This window comes from Streptomyces sp. SCPE 10, assembly GCF_051980735.1.
GTDB lineage: Bacteria > Actinomycetota > Actinomycetes > Streptomycetales > Streptomycetaceae > Streptomyces > Streptomyces misionensis.
Genome location: NZ_CP197069.1, coordinates 7,434,131 through 7,453,505, shown reverse-complemented (window position 1 = coordinate 7,453,505; position 19,375 = coordinate 7,434,131). Strand labels below are relative to the sequence as shown.

The 19,375-nt window shown below is 70.1% G+C and carries 18 protein-coding genes and 2 pseudogenes; 11 read left to right on the top strand and 9 right to left on the bottom strand.

The genetic code is table 11. The features are described from left to right. The first annotated feature begins 7 nt into the window (after window positions 1-7). Complete coding sequence (locus ACSP97_RS33840; RefSeq protein ID WP_440555765.1) at window positions 8-1,144, top strand: SDR family NAD(P)-dependent oxidoreductase; 1,137 nt, start codon at window positions 8-10, stop codon at window positions 1,142-1,144. 39 nt (window positions 1,145-1,183) lie between these two features. Here the strand turns inward: ACSP97_RS33840 and ACSP97_RS33835 are convergent, their stop codons facing one another. From ACSP97_RS33835 to ACSP97_RS33825, 3 genes are all read right to left on the bottom strand, one after another. Further along, entirely contained in the window at window positions 1,184-2,608 is a 1,425-nt protein-coding gene (locus tag ACSP97_RS33835) for an aldehyde dehydrogenase (NADP(+)) (RefSeq protein WP_435644381.1), read from the bottom strand. A 19-nt stretch (window positions 2,609-2,627) separates the two neighbouring features. Then, window positions 2,628-3,326: a GntR family transcriptional regulator gene (locus ACSP97_RS33830; RefSeq protein WP_355152282.1), complete on the bottom strand. Its 699-nt coding sequence runs from the start codon at window positions 3,324-3,326 to the stop codon at window positions 2,628-2,630. A gap of 82 nt (window positions 3,327-3,408) precedes the next feature. Next, complete coding sequence (locus ACSP97_RS33825; RefSeq protein ID WP_355152281.1) at window positions 3,409-4,293, bottom strand: dihydrodipicolinate synthase family protein; 885 nt, start codon at window positions 4,291-4,293, stop codon at window positions 3,409-3,411. Between the two features lie 173 nt (window positions 4,294-4,466). On the opposite strand from ACSP97_RS33825, the gene ACSP97_RS33820 reads away from it, so the two are divergent. The 5 genes and pseudogenes from ACSP97_RS33820 to ACSP97_RS33800 all read left to right on the top strand — a co-directional run bounded on the left by ACSP97_RS33820 (window position 4,467) and on the right by ACSP97_RS33800 (window position 9,861). Further along, complete coding sequence (locus ACSP97_RS33820; protein ID WP_355152280.1) at window positions 4,467-5,819, top strand: MFS transporter; 1,353 nt, start codon at window positions 4,467-4,469, stop codon at window positions 5,817-5,819. After that, the gene (locus ACSP97_RS33815; protein WP_355524741.1) at window positions 5,816-6,823 is read left to right on the top strand and encodes a dihydroxyacetone kinase subunit DhaK; all 1,008 of its coding nucleotides are present in this window, start codon (window positions 5,816-5,818) and stop codon (window positions 6,821-6,823) included. The genes ACSP97_RS33820 and ACSP97_RS33815 overlap by 4 nt, the downstream gene beginning before the upstream one ends. Beyond that, window positions 6,820-7,464: a DAK2 domain-containing protein gene (locus ACSP97_RS33810; protein WP_355524744.1), complete on the top strand. Its 645-nt coding sequence runs from the start codon at window positions 6,820-6,822 to the stop codon at window positions 7,462-7,464. Before ACSP97_RS33815 ends, ACSP97_RS33810 begins: the two co-directional genes overlap by 4 nt. 23 nt (window positions 7,465-7,487) lie before the next feature. After that, window positions 7,488-8,741 (top strand): annotated as a pseudogene (locus ACSP97_RS33805) (ISL3 family transposase); the annotation flags it as partial. Window positions 8,742-9,645: 904 nt separating this feature from the next. Beyond that, window positions 9,646-9,861, top strand: coding sequence for a hypothetical protein (locus ACSP97_RS33800; RefSeq protein WP_440555764.1), 216 nt, complete (start codon window positions 9,646-9,648; stop codon window positions 9,859-9,861). Between the two features lie 285 nt (window positions 9,862-10,146). Here ACSP97_RS33800 and ACSP97_RS33795 read toward each other — a convergent pair whose 3' ends face one another. Next, entirely contained in the window at window positions 10,147-11,001 is an 855-nt protein-coding gene (locus tag ACSP97_RS33795; RefSeq protein ID WP_440555763.1) for a tetratricopeptide repeat protein, read from the bottom strand. A 270-nt stretch (window positions 11,002-11,271) separates the two neighbouring features. Then, the gene (locus ACSP97_RS33790; protein WP_440555762.1) at window positions 11,272-11,484 is read right to left on the bottom strand and encodes a hypothetical protein; all 213 of its coding nucleotides are present in this window, start codon (window positions 11,482-11,484) and stop codon (window positions 11,272-11,274) included. A 433-nt stretch (window positions 11,485-11,917) separates the two neighbouring features. Here ACSP97_RS33790 and ACSP97_RS33785 point away from each other — a divergent pair. After that, window positions 11,918-12,725: pseudogene (locus ACSP97_RS33785) on the top strand (IS5 family transposase). Window positions 12,726-12,743: 18 nt separating this feature from the next. Here the strand turns inward: ACSP97_RS33785 and ACSP97_RS33780 are convergent. Both ACSP97_RS33780 and ACSP97_RS33775 read right to left on the bottom strand, forming a co-directional pair. Then, on the bottom strand, window positions 12,744-12,968 hold the full coding sequence (locus tag ACSP97_RS33780) for a hypothetical protein (RefSeq protein ID WP_440555761.1): 225 nt from the start codon (window positions 12,966-12,968) through the stop codon (window positions 12,744-12,746). Between the two features lie 289 nt (window positions 12,969-13,257). Beyond that, window positions 13,258-14,238 carry a pirin family protein gene (locus tag ACSP97_RS33775; RefSeq protein ID WP_440555760.1) on the bottom strand — a complete coding sequence of 327 codons (981 nt, stop codon included), beginning with the start codon at window positions 14,236-14,238 and terminating at the stop codon, window positions 13,258-13,260. Window positions 14,239-14,353: 115 nt separating this feature from the next. Between ACSP97_RS33775 and ACSP97_RS33770 the strand changes: the two genes are divergently transcribed. Further along, complete coding sequence (locus tag ACSP97_RS33770; RefSeq protein ID WP_391871156.1) at window positions 14,354-14,839, top strand: carboxymuconolactone decarboxylase family protein; 486 nt, start codon at window positions 14,354-14,356, stop codon at window positions 14,837-14,839. A 55-nt stretch (window positions 14,840-14,894) separates the two neighbouring features. Here ACSP97_RS33770 and ACSP97_RS33765 read toward each other — a convergent pair whose 3' ends face one another. Then, window positions 14,895-15,158 carry a hypothetical protein gene (locus ACSP97_RS33765; protein WP_440555759.1) on the bottom strand — a complete coding sequence of 88 codons (264 nt, stop codon included), beginning with the start codon at window positions 15,156-15,158 and terminating at the stop codon, window positions 14,895-14,897. Between the two features lie 89 nt (window positions 15,159-15,247). On the opposite strand from ACSP97_RS33765, the gene wrbA reads away from it, so the two are divergent. From wrbA to ACSP97_RS33750, 3 genes are all read left to right on the top strand, one after another. Further along, entirely contained in the window at window positions 15,248-15,907 is a 660-nt protein-coding gene (wrbA, locus tag ACSP97_RS33760) for an NAD(P)H:quinone oxidoreductase (protein ID WP_382015200.1), read from the top strand. 229 nt (window positions 15,908-16,136) lie between these two features. Further along, window positions 16,137-17,720 carry an MFS transporter gene (locus tag ACSP97_RS33755; RefSeq protein WP_440555758.1) on the top strand — a complete coding sequence of 528 codons (1,584 nt, stop codon included), beginning with the start codon at window positions 16,137-16,139 and terminating at the stop codon, window positions 17,718-17,720. Then, on the top strand, window positions 17,717-18,301 hold the full coding sequence (locus ACSP97_RS33750; RefSeq protein WP_355330268.1) for a TetR family transcriptional regulator: 585 nt from the start codon (window positions 17,717-17,719) through the stop codon (window positions 18,299-18,301). The genes ACSP97_RS33755 and ACSP97_RS33750 overlap by 4 nt, the downstream gene beginning before the upstream one ends. Window positions 18,302-18,339: 38 nt before the next feature. Here ACSP97_RS33750 and ACSP97_RS33745 read toward each other — a convergent pair whose 3' ends face one another. After that, on the bottom strand, window positions 18,340-19,350 hold the full coding sequence (locus ACSP97_RS33745) for an SDR family oxidoreductase (RefSeq protein ID WP_355529229.1): 1,011 nt from the start codon (window positions 19,348-19,350) through the stop codon (window positions 18,340-18,342). Between the last annotated feature and the right edge of the window lie 25 nt (window positions 19,351-19,375).

Genomic DNA, 19,375 nt, shown 5'->3' with positions numbered 1-19,375 from the left:
AAGCAGCGTGCCTGTTTACCAAAAGCGTACGTATCACCTGGCATCGGAGTCCGCCGTACCCGACTACCTGGAACGGTGGGAGGCTCACGTAGCGACGCTGGCCGAGTTCAACGTCGTGACACACGGGTTCTCCCGGGTGCCTGGAAACCCGAAGGCCGTCGTCGCCCTGGTCAGCTTCCAGGACGGAGACGATCCCCGCGCGGTCATCCGCGACTACATGGAAAGCGAAGGCTTCCGGCGCGACATGGCGGGCTTCGACATGTCGCAGATCGAACGGGTGGACACACTCCTCCTCGGTCCCGTGGACACGGTCGAGGAGTCGTCCACAGCAGGCGACGAGAACCGCGGCCGTCCGGCGCCCGGTGGGAGTGCGCGGCTCGCGGGCAAGGTCGCGCTCATCACCGGAGGCGCCCGCGGGCAGGGCGAGGCCGAAGCACGTCGGTTCGCCCGCGAGGGCGCGATCGTCTACCTGTGCGATCTTCTCGCCGAGCAGGGCGAGAAGGTCGCGGAGGAGATCCGCACGGCCGGCGGCAAGGCTCACTTCAAACTGCTGGATGTCACCGACCCCGCGCAATGGAACCGGGTGATCAGTGAGATCGAAGCGGAGACAGGCCGCCTCGACATCCTCGTCAACAATGCCGGGACCAATGTCCGCCATTCACTCACCGCCACGTCCCGCGAGGCGTGGGACACCATCCTCGACGTCAATCTGACGGGACAGTTCCTCGGGATGCGGGCCTGCGCACCGTTGATGGAGCGGACGGGCGGCGGAAGCATCGTCAACATCGGGTCCACGGCAGGAATCATGGGTCATCCCGTCACCGCGTACTCCTCCTCCAAGTGGGGAGTGCGAGGGATGACCAAGTCCGCGGCCATCGACCTCGCCGCGAAGGGGATTCGGGTCAACGCCATGCATCCGGGCGTGGTCGACACCCCGATGATGGATTCGGGAAGCAGCCTGTTCAAGAATCTGGTGAGCATGACTCCCCTCGGCCGTGCGGCAGACGCGGACGAGATGGCTTCGGCCGCGCTTTTCCTCGCCGGCGACGACTCCAGCTTCGTGACCGGAATCGACTTGCCGGTCGACGGAGGTTTCAGCGAACTCGCCGCTTACGGTGAGATCTGGAACAGAATCAACAGCTGACCACCCGGTCCGGCTGCGCGGTCCTCTCCGGCGCCGCCGCTACCGGTCCCGGACGGCGGGTGGGAGGGCCTGCTCGGGGACGTTCTGGAAGGCGACCGGGCGGCGGAAGCGGTGCACGGCCGCCGTGCCGACGGAGGTGGTGGTGGGCGCCGTCGAGGCGGGCCAGGGGCCGCCGTGCTGCTGCGCGTCGCTGACGGTGACCCCGGTGGGCCACTCGTTCCAGATGACGCGCCCGGCGTGCCGGGTGAGGACGTCGAGCATGCGCAGTCCGTCCTCGTCGAGGGCGTGGCCCCCCTGAACGGTGCCGGTCAGCGTGCCCCCGAAATCCCCGAGGGCGCCCTCGACCTCGTCCAGGGTGCCGTACTCGACGAGGAGCGAGGCCGGGCCGAAGACCTCGGTGGAGATGAGCGACGGGTTGGTGCGCACGGCCTCGGTGGTGGTCCGCAGCAGCGCGACGTCGGGGAGCCCGTCGCCGCCCGGGGTGCGCGCGGCGACGCTCACGCCGTCCTGGCCCGCGAGGTCGTCGAGCGCGGTCGCGTAGCCGGTGGCGATGCGCGCGTCGAGCATCGGACCGGCGGCGAGCGGCGGCAGGGCCGCGAGGAAGGCGTCGGCGTCGGGGACGAACACCACGCCGGGCTGGGTGCAGAACTGCCCCGAGCCGAGGGTGAAGGACGCGGCGAACCCGCCGGCGATGTCCGTGCCGCGTTCGGCCCACCCGGCGGGGGTGACCACGACCGGGTTGGTGGAGCCGAGTTCGCCATAGAACGGGATGGGGTCGGGACGGCCGGCGGCCAGCTGGAAGAGGTAGTGCCCGCCGCGCGTGGACCCGGTGAAGCCGACGGCCTTGATCCGGTGGTCGCGTACGGCGTCGGCGCCGTCCCGCTCCCCCTCGATGAGCTGGAGCAGGCCGGGGACGGCGCCCGCGTCGGCCAGGGCCGCCGTCGCGACGGACGCGGTGAGCCGGGACAGCTCGGGGTGCCCGGGGTGGGCCTTGACGACGACGGGGCAGCCCGCGGCGAGCGCGCTGACCGTGTCGCCGCCCAGCACACTGAACGCGAAGGGGAAGTTGCCCGCGGCGAAGACCAGGACGGGGCCGAGCGGCACGGTGGTGCGGCGGATGTCGGGGCGGGCGCCCATCGGCCAGTCGGGGTCGGCGTGGTCGATGCGGACGTCGTCCAGGGCGCCGGAGGCGAGGCGGTCGGCGAACAGCCGGCACTGGAAGGTGGTGCGGGCGAGTTCGCCGGTGAGCCGGGCCTCGGGCAGGTGCGTCTCGCGATGGGCGACGGGGATCAGTCGGCCCGCGGCGGCGTCGAGCGCGTCGGCGAGCACGGTCAGCAGCCGGGCGCGGTCGGCCGGCGAGGAGGTGCGGATCCGTTCGGCCGCGGCCGTCGCCCTGGCCAGTACGGTGTCGAGCGGCGGCGCGGCGGGGGCGGACGCGGGGGTGGCGGGTGGTGCGGAGTTCATATGGGGACCTCGTAAGGGGTCAGGTGACGATGTCGTGGGAGGCCATGTCGGCCAGCGTCCACTCCTCGACCTCGGTCAGATGGAGCGCGGCGGCCTCCTGGGCGGCGGCGATGTCGCGCGCGGCCATGGCGTCCAGGATCTCCAGGTGGCGCCGGGTGGAGCCGGCGAGGCGGTGCGGGCCGGTGGCGCCGAGGACCCGCAGCCAGTAGACGAACGGCTCGACGGACTCGCGGGCGGCGATCAGCCGGCTGTTGTCGGTATGGGCGATGATCTCGTGGTGGATGCGGGTGTCGCTCGCGAAAAACGGTTCGTAGTCGCCCTGTTCGGCGGCGCGCAGCGCGGCGACGGCCTCCTCGCGCAGATCGGCGATCTGCTCCAGGGGCATCGCCTCGGCGGCGACGCCGGTGGCGAGCCACTCCAGGCCCTTGCGCAGCTGGCACACCTCGTGGACGTCCTGGCGGGACGGCCGGGTGACGAAGGTGCCCGAGCGGGGCCGGGTCTCCACGAGCCGGTCGCGCTCCAGGCGCACCAGCGTGTCGCGGACCGGGGTGCGCGACACGCCGAACTCGGTGGCGATGGCCTGGGGGTCGATCCGGGAGCCGGGCGCGTAGACACCGGTGGTGATCCGGTCGCACAGGATCGAGTAGAGCTGTTCGGAGATCGACTCCACGACGAGCGGGGCGGCACCGCCGCGGCTACGAACGGAGGGGGTGGCCATGATCGCCCTTCTTGTCCGGCTTCCAGGGGCCCGCTGGCACCGGCCGACGCGGCACCGGCGCCGGTCGACAGCATCTGATGGATCAGATCAGGTTAGCGGCTTCGAGAGCGGCGCGGATGCGCTCCCGCTCGACGTCCGTGGCGGGCTTGAACGGGCGGCGCGGCAGACCGGGCGAGCGGCCCTGGAGCTCCAGGGCGGCCTTGAGGGTGGCGGGCAGGTTGGGGGCGTCGATGGCCCGCCAGACGGTGAGGATGCGCTCGTGCAGCGCGAGGGCCTTGGCGTGGTCGCCGGCCTGGACCGCGTCCCACAGCTCGACACTGAGGCGTGGCGTGACGGTGGGGATGGCGGCGAGCGCCCCGTGGGCGCCCATGACGAAGGCCGGGTAGTGCAGGTCGTCGAGGGCGGCGAGGACGGTGAACCGGTCGCGCATGCGGTGCAGCAGGTCGGCAAGGAGGTGGATGTCGCCGCCGGACTGCTTGACGGCGACGACCTGCGGGACGTCGCGCAGCAGCTCGATGGTGTCGACCGGGACCAGCGCCCAGGGCACCACGTTGTAGAGCACGATCGGCAGGTCGGTGGCCTCGCCGATCTCGCGGTAGTGGGCGACGGTCTCCTCGGGTGAGGGTGCGAAGACGTAGTGGACCGGGGTGACCTGGAGCGCGTCGACGCCGACTTCCTTGAGCGCGAGCGAGTACCGCTTGGCCTGGGCGGTGGAGTTCTGGATGACGCCGCCGATGACCGGAACCCGACCACCGACCTCGTCGACCACGGTGGCGCAGATCGCCGCGCTCTCCTCCAGGGAGAGGGTCTGGCCCTCGCCGGTGCTGCCGCAGGCGCAGATGGCGGTCACGCCCTGTTCCAGGAGGTACTTGACCTCGCCGCGCAGCAGATCCAGGTCGACCTGGTCGTTTTCGTCGAACGGCGTGACAACGGTGGAAATCATGCCGCCGAGCTGGATGTCCTTCACGCGTGTCTCCCGGGTATTGCCGCGACCTCAGTGCGGATGTAATGTCTGATGCATCAGATGCTAGCACGCGGTTCTGGACATAAGAACCGTCGATTTCCAGACACAGTCCTCCCTGCTCCACTCTGAGGGAGTGCCCACCGCGTCATCCGAGCCGCCATCGCAATGGAGCGAGCATGCCCCAACCGGCCGCCACCCCCGTTTCCCGGGAGTCCTCCCTGCGCAAGGTCGTCACCGCCAGCGCCCTGGGAACCACCGTCGAGTACTACGACTTCACCCTGTACGCCACCACCGCGGCGCTCGTCTTCGACAAGGTGTTCTTCCCCGACGCCTCTCCCCTGGTGGGCACCCTCGCCGCCTTCGCCACCTACTTCGTCGGCTACGCCGCCCGGCCGCTGGGCGGCATCCTCTTCGGACACTTCGGCGACCGCCTCGGGCGCAAGAACGTCCTGATCATCACGATGCTGATGATGGGTCTCGGCACGTTCGCGATCGGCCTGCTGCCCTCCTACGGCAGCATCGGCGTCGCGGCCCCCGTCCTGCTCGTCCTCATCCGGCTGATCCAGGGCCTGGGCATGGGCGGCGAGTACGGCGGCGGCGTCCTGATGGCCCTGGAGTACAGTCCCCGCTCCCGCCAGGGATTCTTCACCTCACTGGTCCACATCGGCACCCCGGCCGGTGTACTGATCCCCGTCGGCCTGGTCACCATCCTCGACGCCACCCTGCCCTCGGGGTCCTACGACTCCTGGGCCTGGCGCATGCCGTTCCTCGCCAGCATCCTGCTGGTCGGCGTCGGCATCTGGATGCGGCTGCACGTCACCGAGAGCCCCGAGTTCGTCAAGATGCGCGAGGACCGCGAGGTGCAGAGCCTGCCCGTCAAGCAGGTCCTCACCCGGCAGCCCGCCACGATCGTCCTCTCCGTCCTGGCCAAGATCGCCGAGAGCGGTCTGTTCAACATCTACTACGTGGTGGCCATCACCTACGTCACCACCGAACTCGACCTGGCCAAGGGGCCCGTCCTCCTCGCCGTCCTCGTCGCCTGTGCCGTCGAGTGCGCCACCCTGCCCTACTTCGGCGCCCTCTCCGACCGCATCGGCCGGCGCAAGGTGTACATCTTCGGCGCCGCCTTCCAGGCCGTCCTCGCGCTGCCGTTCTTCCTGCTGATGGAGACCGGCCAGTTCTGGGGCTACACCGTCGGCATGACCCTGGGACTCGGCGTCGGACACGCCGCGATGTACGGTGCGCAGGGTGCCCTGTTCTCCAACCTCTACCCGGTCAACGTCCGCTACACCGGACTGTCCGTCACCCAGCAGATCGGCGCCACCCTCGGCGGCGGGCTCTCCCCGCTCATCGGCACCGCGCTGCTCTCCGCGGCCGGCGGCCACTGGTCCTGGCTGATCGCCTACTGCGTCGGCGTCGCCGTCCTGTCCGGACTGGCCGCCACCCGGTTGCGCGCCGGCGAGGCCCCCGAGCACGCCGCGCCCGCGACGGACGCCGCACCCCACCGTGAAAGGACCCAGGTCTCGTGAACCGCCTGTTCCTGCCCTCTGATGCCCCCGTCGAGCAGGCCCTGCACGGCCTGGCCGCGGCCCACCCCGGGCTGCTGGACCTGCACGAGGACCCGCTCTACGTCACCGCCCGCGAACGCCACCCCGCCCGGCGCGTCGGCCTTGTCTCCGGCGGCGGCTCCGGCCACGAGCCGCTGCACACCGGCTTCGTCGGCGCCGGGATGCTGGACGCCGCCGTCCCCGGCCGGATCTTCGCCTCTCCGCACAACCGGCAGATCTACGAGGCGTCCAAGGCCGTCGCCGGACCCGAGGGCGTCCTGCACATCGTGAAGAACTACACCGGCGACCGCATCAACTTCGGCATCGCCGCCGAACGCCTGCGGGCCGACGGCATCCCCGTCCGGCGCGTCCTCGTCGACGACGACCTCGCCACCGAGAGCGACGAGACCGCGACCGGGCGGCGCGGCACCGGAGCCACCGTACTGGTGGAGAAGCTCCTCGGCGGCGCCGCCGACACCGGCGCCGGGCTCGACGAACTGGCCGCGCTCGGCGCCGAGTTCGCCGCCGCCTCGCGCAGCGTCGCGGTCGCCGCCCGCGCCCAGACCGCGCCGTCGCGCGGCGGGGAGGCGTTCTCGCTGCCGGACAACACCCTGGAGTACGGGGTCGGCATCCACGGCGAACGCGCCGCCACCACCGTGGAGCACCCCGGCTTCGAGCAGCTCGTCGACCGCATGACCGAGCAGGTTCTCGACGCGCTGCCCGCGACGACGCGCTCCGTCCTCCTGCTCGTCAACGGCCTGGGCGCGACCACCCTCCTGGAGCTGTACGCGATCCACGCCCAGGTGTCCGAGATGCTCGGGAGGCGGGGCCTCGATGTGGCCGGCCGGCTGGTCGGCACGTTCGTCCCCGCCCTCGACATGAGCGGCTTCTCCCTCACCCTCACCGCACTGCGCGACGACTGGGCCGCCCACTGGCACGCCCCCGCCCGCACCCCCGCCTTCCCCGCCCCGGAGTCCGTCCGATGAACACCGACCAGAGCCTGGTGCTGCGCACCTACGCCGACGCCGCGCGCACCGCCCACACCACCCTCACCGCCCTCGACCAGCTCTCCGGCGACGGCGACTTCGGCGACAACCTCCGCGAGGGCCTCGACCGCGTCACCGCCGCCCTGGACGCCCACCCGGACCGGCCCCCCTACGCCGTCGCCGCTTCCGTCTTCCTCGACGAGGTCGGCGGCACGAGCGGCCCGCTCATCGGGCTGCTCTTCCAGGAACTGGCCCGCGCGCACGAGGCCCACTCGGACGAGCGGGACGCCTGGCGTGCCGGGATCGGCGAGGGGCTGGCGGCGATCCAGCGGGTCGGCGAGGCCGAGCCCGGTGACCGCACCATGGTCGACGCCCTCGTTCCCGCCCGGGACGCTCTCGAAGCGGGGTCCGGTCCCCGGGAGGTGGCGGTCGCCGCCCTCGACGGCGCCCACGCCACCGCCGCCCTGCGCGCCCGCCGTGGCCGCGCCTCCTACGTCGGCCAACGCGCCATCGGGTCCCCCGACCCCGGCGCCCTCGGCGTCGCCCTGCTGTTCTGGTCCCACGCACGGGCACAGGAGGAGGCACCGGGCGAACTCACGCAGTACCTGCCGGCCGTGCCGGGAGCGGAGTCGCCGGCCTGACGCTCCCGGACGCGGCGGGCGCTGTGCTGGCCGAGGTCGGTCTCGCCCTCGCCGGTCGCGCTGGTGCCCGGCTGGCCGACGTGTTCGGGGTGAGGGTCAGCCGGAACACGGTCCTGCGGCTGGTCGACGCCCTCCCGGAACCTCAGCGACAGGTCCCCCGTGTGGTCGGCGTCGACGAGTACGCGATACGCAAGGGCCGTGTACACGGGACCGTGCTGGTCGACGTCGAGACCCGCAGGCCGGTGGACCTCCTGCCGGATCGCGAGGCATGCATGGTCGCGGCCTGGCTGGCCGAGCGCCCGGGGATCGAGGTCGTCTGCCGTGACCGTGTCCCGTTCTTCGCCGAGGGCGCCAGGACCGGGGCACCCACCGCGGTCCGTGTCGCAGACCGGTTCCACCTCTGGCGCAACCTCGGCGAAGCAACCGAGCGGTGCGTCTCCCGCCACCGTCCGTGCCTCCGCGCGACCTTCACCGCAGCGGAACCACAGAAGGATCCGGCACCGGCCGAGAGCGGGTCCCCATGGCCCACCGGGCACCGGTTCGCCGACCGCACCCGCGCCAAGCACGAAACCGTCCACAGGCTGCTGGCGGCCGGCCACAGCAGACGCTCAATCCAACGCCAGCTCGGCATGACCTACCGCACCGTCCAACGGCTGGCCGACGCCGCGAGGCCGGAAGACCTGTTCCAGGGGCAGTGGCAGAACCGCAGGACCAAGCTCGACGACGTCAAGGCCCACCTGAACGACCGCTGGGCCGGAGGCTGCACGAACGCATGGACCCTCTGGGAAGAGACCAAGGGACACGGCTACACGGGCGGCTACGGAGCCGTCCGCGCCTACCTCCAGCCGTTCCGCGAATCCCCGACCCCACCGGCCGCCCGTCCGCCGTCCCCGCGCACGGTCACCGGCTGGATCCTGACCCACCCCGACACCCTGCCGGAGAGCGAGCGCCTGAAGCTCAAATCCGTCCTCGCCGGCTGCCCCGGACTGGATGCCCTCAACGGGCACGTCCGCGCGTTCGGGAAGATGTTCACCCAGTTCCAGGGCGACCAGCTCCCACAGTGGATCAAGGAGGTCCGCGCCGACGACCTACCCAGCCTCCATGCCTTCGTCAACGGCCTCGAACGCGATCTCGCCGCCGTCACCGCCGGCCTCACACTGCCGTGGAGCTCCGGCGTCGTCGAAGGCCACGGCAACCGGATCAAAATGATCAAGCGCCAGATGTACGGCCGAGCCGGTTTCAGCCTGCTACGGAAGCGCGTACTGCTGGCCACCTGATCAACCACCCGGCTCTCGGTGATAGGGCTTCCCTCTACCGAAAGATGATGAGAAGGCGACAGCGTGGACGCAGTAGTAGCGATCAGCCTGATCCGCATGGCCGCTGCAGACCTGGCCATGGAACCCTGGCAGCGTCCCTCGGACGCTTACCTGGTCCAGTTGGGCCTGGACACCCTGATGGCCGACATCGAGGCTCCCTCGCTTCCCCTGCTGGCTGGCCTCACGCGTGGTGAGTACCCCCAGGCCCGCGAGCTGTTCGACCTTGTGCTGAAAGAGTTGGGCCTGCTGCCTCTGGTCTCGGAAGATCTTGCCAAGGCGCGATGGACCGCGGCCCAGTGGTGGGCCGGCCAGATCGTGGCGTGCCAACTCGATCCCGGGCACGGAGCGAAGCTGATCCATGAGGAAGCTGCAGCCGAACTCGACTACCCGACGCGCTGCAACCCATCGTCGATCTGGCGAGAGCACTCGACCTGCCGAACGATCAACCTCCGGACCAGCAGCACATACGCGACCGAGTCACTTTCGCGGCGCGAGACTTTCTCGCCACAGAAGCGCGCCAGAACCACAGCCTTTGAGCTACGTCGCATGACCCACCGTGACCGGTTCACGGACAGCGAGCCGGAACCGACGAACGTGAACAAAGCCAGCCCGGAACAGTGCCGTCATCCGCCCTGGAGGGTTCGAAGCCGGAGCGCACCCGCGAGATCCCGGCTCCCCCGCCGAGCCGTGATCCGCCCTGGAGGGTTCGCAACTCGTCAAGCGTGCGGAACGCGAAGGAGCATTTGCGGGTCGTCATCCGCCCTGGAGGGGCCACAACTTCTCCCCGTTCAGCATGCATTCGCGGATCACGCCGGCCGTCGTCCGCCCTCGCTCTCCGCAAGGTCAAGGCGCTCGTCACAGGAAGGTGCTCGACGCCGAGACCATCGACTGGCATCACCTGCGGATGGTCTGGATCGCACCCAGCTTCTCCCACCACGACCGCGTGGCCGTGCAGCGGCTGCCCAGGCGGATTGACGTGATGCGCTACCGCGTCTTCGAGGGGGACCGGCTGAGCCTGCTGCTCGCAAAGACTCCTCATCCGCCTCGGCGAACGCCGCTTCGTCCCGGCAGACCCAGTTGACGACGCGCCGCCACTCCGCGGCCTCGTCGTCATCAGGGTCGGTGACCCGAACGCGGCCCGCGGCGGCGAGCCGCACGATCAGCTCGTGAGCCTCCTCCCGCCGCGCTCGCGTGACGGGCCTCTCGCCGTAGGGCCTCCGAGGGCTGGCGGGTAATGCCAGCTCACTGCCGACAGCGACCACAGAGTCGCCGTCGATCATCAGGACCCACCCCACGCCCCCGGGTCCTCCGATCTTACGAATGACCAGGTAGGACAGCCTTTAGCATGTTGTTTCTCTACGAGCCCTTAGCGCCTCCGCAGAAGCAGCTCAGCCTCATCGGCATGACCGGAAAGTTGGCCAGCCTCTCGAACTTGCTCAACCGTCATTGAACTGGCCAATTCAAGGGCATCATGGATACCGTCTCCGTTTCCACGATCGAGCGGGGACAAGAACCATCGAACCGCCTGTACCAGATCAACGGGCGTCCCAATTCCATCTCGATAGCACCGGGCCGCTGCGAGCATCGCAGGAACATGCGACGACTTAGCTGCTCTGAGATACCACTGTAGAGAGTCAGCAGCACGGCCCTTCTTCGCAACTTGGTCCCCCAGCACCGCGCACGCCTCAGGAATTCCAAGATTTGCGGCGATCTGCAACCACTTCGTGAATTCTCGGAAGTTCTTCCCGGTGCCATGCCCGCGGAAGAAGTTGACTGCCAAGTTGAATGCAGCGTAGCCATCCCCTGCCTCAGCAGCAGCGCGATAGAGCTCGTTAGCCCTGCCCGGGTCGGGAGCTATACCAATACCGCTAGCGAGGACAAACCCGAGTTCTCGCATGCCTTCGACTGCAGCTCCCTCGGCAGCGGCCTCCAACAGCGAAGCAGCGTGAGATAGCCGCTCGCCACGCTCCAGAAGCAAGCCGGCCACCAAGACCTTCGCGTCGATATCTCCCTGGCCAGCCAAAGCCTCAAGCTGAGATTCAAGACCCCGGGCCTTGTCCCGACCCTCCACGGAGCCTCTGCGCTTGGCATGGAAATACCAGTTGCCGGCGGAGACCAGATCCCCAGCCGTCACAGCTTGGTCTCCACGTTCCAGGAGTAGCCGGACGGGCACCCCTTCCGGGAAGATGCGCCAGCTGGGCATCATTTCACCCACGCCCACGGAAAACTCCTCATACTCAGCACCATGGCGGCCCGCCAGCCGATGGAGGCGATCCTATCGCACGGACCAGCCCCACCAGCTTGCCAGTCATCCAAACTCGCCCATCCAAGATGGATAGTCATATGCCATCCATGACCCATCTGGCGCGAGGACATTTATCGACGTCGGATCAGACACATAGAGATGGATACCTAGCTGGGAAGCTCTACTCTGCCACCAGCCGATGCAGTTTTCACACATATCTCGGCTAACCGAAATGGAAATGCCCGGTCATAGCGTTGACGCCTGCTTCTCGGCATGGAATAGATAATATGCACCATCCCCTCCTGAATCATCAAAGAAGAACGGTGTCCGATCAGTCGGCATGGCCACATGAACGTGGTCGGGCATCGCCCGGTCATAGCCAGCTGGGATATCTGTGGCAAAACCGCTAACCGCCTGGATATCTCCTGCCTCCGCAGCAGTCTTGCTGGCCAGATCCACCGACGGGGCAAATGAGACATTGGAAGGGTGAGGAGCAACCTGAAGGGCGGCTACCGTCGGACATCCCGTGTTATGAACAAGAACCGGAATACCGCCAGCCAGCACATAGTACGTGTGCAGTGCTGGACAGCGAGATTCCAGCGGTCCGCCGTGTCAGGTGTGATCCGGGTCGTGATCACGTACACGCCGAGGCACCCCGGATGGCATAACACCCCGGGGGACGACGGTGGTCCCTGCGCCGAACACGGTGGCCGCTCTGCGACCGCCGGCGCGGCCATGGCTGCGACTTCCCCAAGCCGAGCCGACCAATCGACCACTGCCGCATGCGCCCGGCTCAGGTCAAGTCAGCTTTTTTCGAACGGGCTTCCCCCGCGGCCTGCTCATCTGCGCTAAGACGCCGTTTCTGATGGTGTGATCGCTCGTTGAGCCGTGCATGACGGATCTGGTGGGGCGGTTACTGTCGGACGAGTTGTGGACGCTGTTTCGGCGGGTGGTCCCGCCGAAGGGTGTCATACGCCCGCAGGGTGGCGGTCGTCGGCGGGCCGGTGACCGTGAATGCCTGGCGGCGATCATCTTTGTGGCCACTTCGGGCTGTACCTGGCGGCAGTTGCCGCTGGTGTTCGGAGCGGCCTGGCCCACCGTCTACCGGCGCTTCGCCCAGTGGAGCCGGGAGCGGGCGTGGGCCAAGCTGCACCGGATGATCCTCGACGAACTCGGCGCCCTGGGCGAACTGGACTGGTCGCGGTGCGCGATCGGCTCCGTTAACGTCCGGGCCGCAAAAGGGGGCCACTGACCGGACCGAATCCGACCGATCGCGGCAAGCCGGGATCGAATATCCACCTGATTACCGACCGGAACGGCGTGCCGCTGTCGCTGGGGATCTCCGACGCCAACATGCACGACAGCCTCGGCCTGGAACCGCTGGTGCGCGGGATCCCGCCCATCCGTTCCCGCTGCGGGGCCGCCGCCGGCGTCCGGCCAAGCTCCATGCCGACAAGGGCTACGACTACGACCATCTACGGAAATGGTTTCGCGAGTGTCGCATCCGCCACCGCATCGTCCGCAAGAGCGTCGAGTCCTCCACGCGGCTCGGCCGACACCGCTGGGTCGTCGAGAGAACGGTCTCCTGGCTGGCCGGATGCCGAAGGCTGCACCGCCGTTACGAGCGAAAGGCCGAGCACTTCCTCGCCTTCGTCGGCATCGCCGCAGCCCTCATCAGCTACCGCCGGCTGAGCAGGTGAGGGGAACCTGCGAGGAAGTCAGGCGAGGAGCGCACAGCCGACGATGGCTTCCAACTGCGAGAGGAGACCTGGCGTTAGATCGTCAAGACCGCGGTCTTGGTCCGGCACCACGATCGCGGCTCCAGGCCCCACACTGACCTCGCAAGTGCGAGCAGGCAAGAACTCCAGCAGCCAGAACTTGATCTTCGACACCTGTTCCTCACTGAGCTCAAGGGTGTCGTCCTGCGCGATTAGTCGGATCACCCCGACACGGTAGAACGACAGTGGGGCACGCAGTCGAGGGACTGCTGCACCTTCAGGTCAAGACACTCTCGGCTCTCATCCTGCGCACGGGGCACTCCCTGCCACTCCGGCACGCCAAAGGAAACGCCGTCTAAAGCTGCCCGCAGATGCCCATACCTTGGAATCCGCAGGCAGCTTCAGAGTCGCGTATGCGACTGATTTCGAACGCAGGCGCCGTGAGATTCCCACGACATCCGGCAGGCGCAGACGCGATCACGGTTTCTTGGTGTACGGCCCCTGATCTCGCAGGTCAGTGCTTGTTTCCTCGCGGTTTCAAAGGCGCGTTCGGCAGCTCCGGTGCGGGCAGCGGAGCGCCGTCGTAGCCCTGGACCTCGCCGAAACGGGTGCCCTTCATCCAGTCGTCGCGAGCCTGCACGATCTCGTCGTGCGACCGTCCGATGAAGTTCCACCACATCACGATCTGTTCGCCGAACGGCGTGCCGCCGAGCAGCACCGTGCGGGCCGGGGTGTCCCCCGTGTTCACGAGGCGCAGCGTGTCGGGTCCGGGTGCCAGGTAACCGAGTTCGGCCCGACGCAGGGGCGTCTCCTCCATGCGCACCTCCCCCTGGTCGACGAGCAGTCCGTGTTCGAAGCGGGGGTCGATCTCCAGGGTGACGTCCGCGTGCGCGTCGACGGTGATCTCGGCGCCGAGGAGCGGGCTGAAGGTGGGGACGGGCGAGGTGTCGCCGGCGAGGGTGCCGAGGAACACCCTGGCCTCCGCGCCGTCCAGGGCGACGGGCCGCGGGACGTGGTGCTGGAAGTCCCGGGGGGCGTCGCGGTGTTCGGCGGGCAGCGCCACCCACAGTTGCACGCCGTGCAGGACCGATGTCCGCGCGGTGGAGACCTCCGAGTGGCTGATACCGTGGCCGCCGGTCATCAGGTTCAACTCGCCCGGCCGGACCAGCGCGTGGGTGCCGAGGCTGTCGCGGTGCTCGATCTCGCCGCTGAACAGCCAGCTGACGGTCTGCAGTCCGGTGTGCGGGTGCGGGGGGACCACCATGCCGCCGGAGACGGCGACGTCGTCGGGCCCGTAATGGTCGGCGAAGCACCAGGCGCCGATCAGTGTCCGGCCGCGCTGGGGCAGCGTCCGCCGCACCGTCATCGCCCGCGGGCCCCCCAGGGGGACGTCCCTCGCGGAGAGGACCTCCACCCGCCGCTCGCCCGGCTCGGGGGCCGCGTCCGACGGCGTTCCGCAGCGCAGCTCGGGAGGCCGGGTCTCGATGTTGCTCACAACGCCACCCCTCGGTGATTGTTTCTATTTCAACTATCATGCCACAGCCGAGCCCGTACGGTCGTCGAACGCCGTGCGTACGGCCCCGGCGGCGACCCCTTCGCGAGGAGACGACATGACCGAAGCACCGCCCGTGACCGCTCGTCCGCGTGTCTACATAGACAAACGGACCCCCCGGGCCTACCGCGCCCTGGTGTCGGCCGCCGAGGCGGTGCGCACGGCCGCCGCCGAGTGCGGGCTGGACCGGAGGCTGGTGGAACTGGTGAACCTGCGCGTGTCACAGGTCAACGGTTGCGCCTACTGCCTCAAAGTGCACACGGCGGCGGCGCTGCGGGCCGGGGAGTCCGTGCAGCGGCTGGGCGTGCTCGCCGCGTGGCGGGACACCGAGGTCTTCGCCCCGAGGGAACGGGCGGCGCTCGCGCTCGCGGAGGCGGTCACCCACCCCGCGGACGCCGCCGCGCAGGAGGACGCCTACGCCCTGGCCCGCGAGACGCTGGACGACGACGAGATCTCCGCGGTGATCTGGGTGGCCATCACCATCAACTCCTTCAACCGCGTGTCCATCCTGAGCAAGCACCCGGTGCGCGACGACCCGAGCTGACCCGGGACGACCGGGGCCGCGGCCGACCCGAGCGGTGGGCGCCGCGGCCGCCCGGTCAGCGCGCGCCCACGTGGTCCAGGTCGTACAGCAGCCTCCCCACGTCCGTCATGAGCGAGCCGTAGACGTGCCAGGCTCCGGGCCTGGTGAGGGTGCCGCGGCCGATCAGGCCGGGGAGCCGCCCGTCGGCCGTACGACGGCTGCCCACCAGGACCGTGAGCAGGGCGATGACCGCGATAGCGCCAGCCGACGAACCCAGCAGCCGGACGGTCAGCAGCGCGAGGACCAGACCATTCCCACCTGTTGAATGTTGTACCAACACACAAGATGGTTTAGCGTTCAACCATGCGCCGTCCGCGCACGTCCCGCGCCCCCGTGGGACGCACTGCCGAACGAAAGCCACCCAGCACCATGGGCTTTTTCCGTCGCAACAACGAATCGGAGACCTCTCCCGTGACTTCCCCCGTCAAGCTCGCGGTCATCTACTACTCCTCGACCGGCTTCAGCGCCGAGATCGCGAAGGAGATCAGCAGCGCCGCGGAGAAGGCGGGCGCAGAGGTGCGCCTGCTGAAGGCCGCCGAACTGGCGCCCGAGGCCGCCATCGCCTCCAACGACGCGTGGGCGGCCCACGCCGCGGCCAGCGCCGGCATCCCGGTCGCCTCCCCCGCCGATGTCGAGTGGGCGGACGCCGTGATCTTCGGCTCGCCGACCCGCTTCGGCAACATCTCCTCGCAGCTCAAGCAGTTCATCGACACGCTCGGCGGCCTGTGGGCGCAGGGCAAGCTCGCCAACAAGGTCTACAGCGGCTTCGCCACCAGCGCCACCGCGCACGGCGGCCAGGAGTCCACGATCCTCGCGCTGTACAACTCCATCCACCACTTCGGCGGCATCATCGTCTCCCCGGGCTACACCGACCCGGTCAAGTTCGTCGACGGCAACCCCTACGGCACCTCCCACGTCGACGCCCAGGGCAACAACCCCGTCGGCGAGGAGACCCGCAACTCCGCTCGCCACCAGGCCGAGCGCGTGGTGCAGATCGCCGCCGCGCTCAAGGCCGGCCTCGCCGCCTGACCCGCACACCGCGCCGGACCCCGGCCGGGCCGCAGAAGGACTCGTTCCCGCGCGGCCCGGCCGGGGTCGTCTTCATCTCGGCCCTGCTTCCCGCGGTCGCCCCGGCCCCGCCCTTCGCGTCGCGCCGCCCCCACCGGCCGAGCCGTCGCCGCTCCCGGCCCCGGCCCCGGCCCCGGGGATATTCTTGTCATCGTTTGATGACATCAGCCGATGACAAGATTGGCCGCCCATGCCCTCGCCCTCCCACGCCGCCCCCTCCCCCGGACGGCAGAGCGCCCTGACACCCGTACTGCTCTCGCTCGCGATGCTCGTGGCGATCATCAGCAGCCTCGGCGCCCCGCTGATCCCCACGATCGCGGAGGTGGACGGCGTCTCCGTGGCCGGCGCCCAGTGGTCGCTCACGGTCACGATGTTGGTCGGCGCGGTGGCCACCCCGGCCATGGGGCGACTCGGTGACGGGCCGCACCGGCGCAGGGTGATCCTGGTCGGGCTGGCCGTCGTCCTCGTCGGCAGCGTCCTCGCCGCCCTGCCGCTGGGCTTCGCATGGCTGATCGTCGGCCGGGCGCTCCAGGGCGCCGGCATCGGGCTCACCCCGCTGGCCATGGCGACCGTGCGGGACGCCCTGCCGGCCGAGAAGGCGCGGCCCGCGATAGCCACCCTGTCGCTGACCTCCGCCGTGGGCGTGGGCCTCGGCTACCCGGTGACCGGACTGTTCGCCACCTATCTCGGCCTGCACTCCGGTTTCTGGTTCGCGGCGGTCGCCGCCGCGGCGGTCCTGGTCGCCTGCGCGCTCGTCCTGCCCCCGTCGCCGGCGCGCCCGTCCCACCGCCTGGACACGCCGGGCGCGCTGCTGCTCGGGCTCGGCCTCGGCGGTCTGCTGTTCGCGCTCAGCCAGGCCGAGCGCTGGGGCTGGACCTCGCCGCGGCTGCTGGCCGTCGGCCTGCTGGCGATCGCGCTCCTGGTGTGGTGGGTGCTGCACGAACTGCGCACCGCCCACCCGCTGGTGGACGTACGGCTGGTCAAGGAGCGGACGATTCTCGCCACCGACCTCACGGCCGTACTCTCCGGGGTCGGCCTGTACGTGATGATGTCGGTGGTCACCCGCTACGTGCAGACCCCGCCGTCGGCCGGTTACGGATTCGGCGCGACGGTCGTCGTCACCGGTCTGACCCTGGTGCCGTTCTCGCTGGCGAGCCTCGTCTCCGGGCGCGTCGTGCGGGTGCTGGTCCGCCGGGTGCCGCTGGCCTCGCTGCTGCCGCTGGGCTGCGTGGTCTCCCTCCTCGGTACGATCGTCTTCGTGTTCGCGAGGAACAGCCTGTGGGAGATGTTCGTCCTCATGGGCGTGATCGGACTCGGCGTCGGCTTCACGATATCCGTCATGCCGGCGCTGATCGTGAGCGCGGTCCCCGCGCACGAGACCGGCAGCGCCACCAGCTTCAACCAGGTGGTGAAGTACATCGGTTACTCCACCGGCAGCGCGCTCAGCGCGGTGGTGGTGACCTCGGCGGCCGGCTCCTCGTCCGTGCCGCCGAACCGCGACTACGGCGTGGTGGGCGTGCTGGACTGCGGGGTCTGGATCCTCACGGCCCTGGTCGCCTGGCTGCTGGTCCGCTCGCACCGGTCGGGCGGCCGTACGGTGCCCGCCGCGCGGGGCGGACAGGCCCGGGAAGCGGCGGTCGTCGCGGCGGAGCCCGTACAGGCGGCCGAGACCGACACCGCCGAGCCGGCGCCCCCGGCCCGTGAACTCCTCCCCGAAGCCGCGCGGCGCACCGCCCGGCAGGACGCCCCCGGGCGCCCGGGAGCCGACCGGTGACCGCGCGGACGCCCGGCACCGCGGGCCGGCGGCGCGACGCGGGGCGTACCCGCGAGGCGCTGCTGCGGGCCGCGACCGACCTCTTCTCCGAGCGCGGCTTCGACCGGACCACCATCCGGGACATCGGCGAGCGGGCCGGTGTGGACCCCGCGCTGATCGCCCGCTACTTCGGCAGCAAGACCCGGCTCTACCTCGCCGCCCTGGAGGAGGAGCGCGGCGACGTGGTGCGTGACGTGCTGGACCCCGAGCGCCTGCTCGACATCGTGGACCGCGTGGAGCGCCGCGGTCTGGTGCCGCTGCTCCAGGTGGCCGTCGAGCCGCTGCGGGACGAGGCGGCGAAGGACGCCGCCAAGGCCGCGCTGCACACCCGCCTGGTGGAACCCCTGGTCAGGCGCTTCACCCGCGAGGGGGTGGACCGGCCCCGGCTGCGGGCCGAACTGGTCGTGGCCGCCGTGGTCGGTGTCGTCCTCGGACACCGCTCCGGTGCCTTCGACGAGCTCGGCGAGGCCGACGCGGCGGACGTGGCCGGTCTGCTGCTGGACACCCTGTCCGGGCGGTCCGGATCGCCCGGCACCGACTGAGCGGACGGCTCCGGGGTGCGGCCGGATTCGAGCACCGGTCAGGCGGCGGCCCGCGTCACACGGCGGACGGCCGTGACGGCGGCGAGGGCGGCGGTGCCCGCGCCGAGGGCCGTGGCGGTGGGGTGCCGCAGCAGGGCCTCCTGCCAGGAGTGGGCGTGGGCGGTGTCGTCGAAGGCGCCGTGGGCACCGTGGTCCGCGGTGGCCGTGCGGTCGACGGGGGTGAAGAGGTTGTCCTGGCCGGTGGGCGGGACGCCGTCGGTCTGCTGGGAGTCGTAGCCGGTGCGGGCCAGGTAGCGGTCGAGCAGGGCCGGGAAGAGCCGGTTGGCCCAGATGGTGGCGACGGTGGAGGCGCCGACGTAGTACTGCTTGCGGTGCGGGTGGTCGGCGGCGTACACCACGCCCCGGGCGGCCACCTCGGGCTGGTAGATCGGCGGCACCGGCATGGGGTGCCGGGGCAGCCGGGACCGCACCCAGTCGAACTGGGGGGTGTTGACGGCGGGCATCTGGGCGACCGTGACACGGACGCCGCTGCCGCGGTGCAGGAGTTCGGTGCGCAGGGACGAGGTGAAGCCGTTGATGGCGTGCTTCGCCCCGCAGTACGCCGACTGGAGCGGGATCGAGCGTTCGCCGAGCGCCGAGCCCACCTGCACGATCGTGCCGCGGTCGCGCGGCAGCATCCGGGTGAGGGCGGCGCGGGTGCCGTTGACGAAGCCCAGATAGGTGACCTCGGTGATGCGCCGGTACTCGTCCGGGGTGATCTGCTCGAAGGGCGCGAACACCGAGGCGAAGGCGCAGTTGATCCACACGTCGATGGGCCCGAACTCCCGCTCGGCGGCCTCGGCGACCGCCTCCGCCTGTGCCGCGTCGGCCATGTCGGCGGGCTGTACCAGGGGATGGCCGCCGAGCGCCGTCACCTCGTCGGCGGCCGCGTCGAGGCCGCCCTTGCCGCGCGCGACGAGGACCACGTTCGCCCCGCGCCGGCCGTAGCGGCGGGCGGTGGCGCGGCCGATTCCGGCACTGGCCCCGGTGATGACGACGGTCTCGGGCATGGTCGACTCCCTTTTCCTCTCGGTG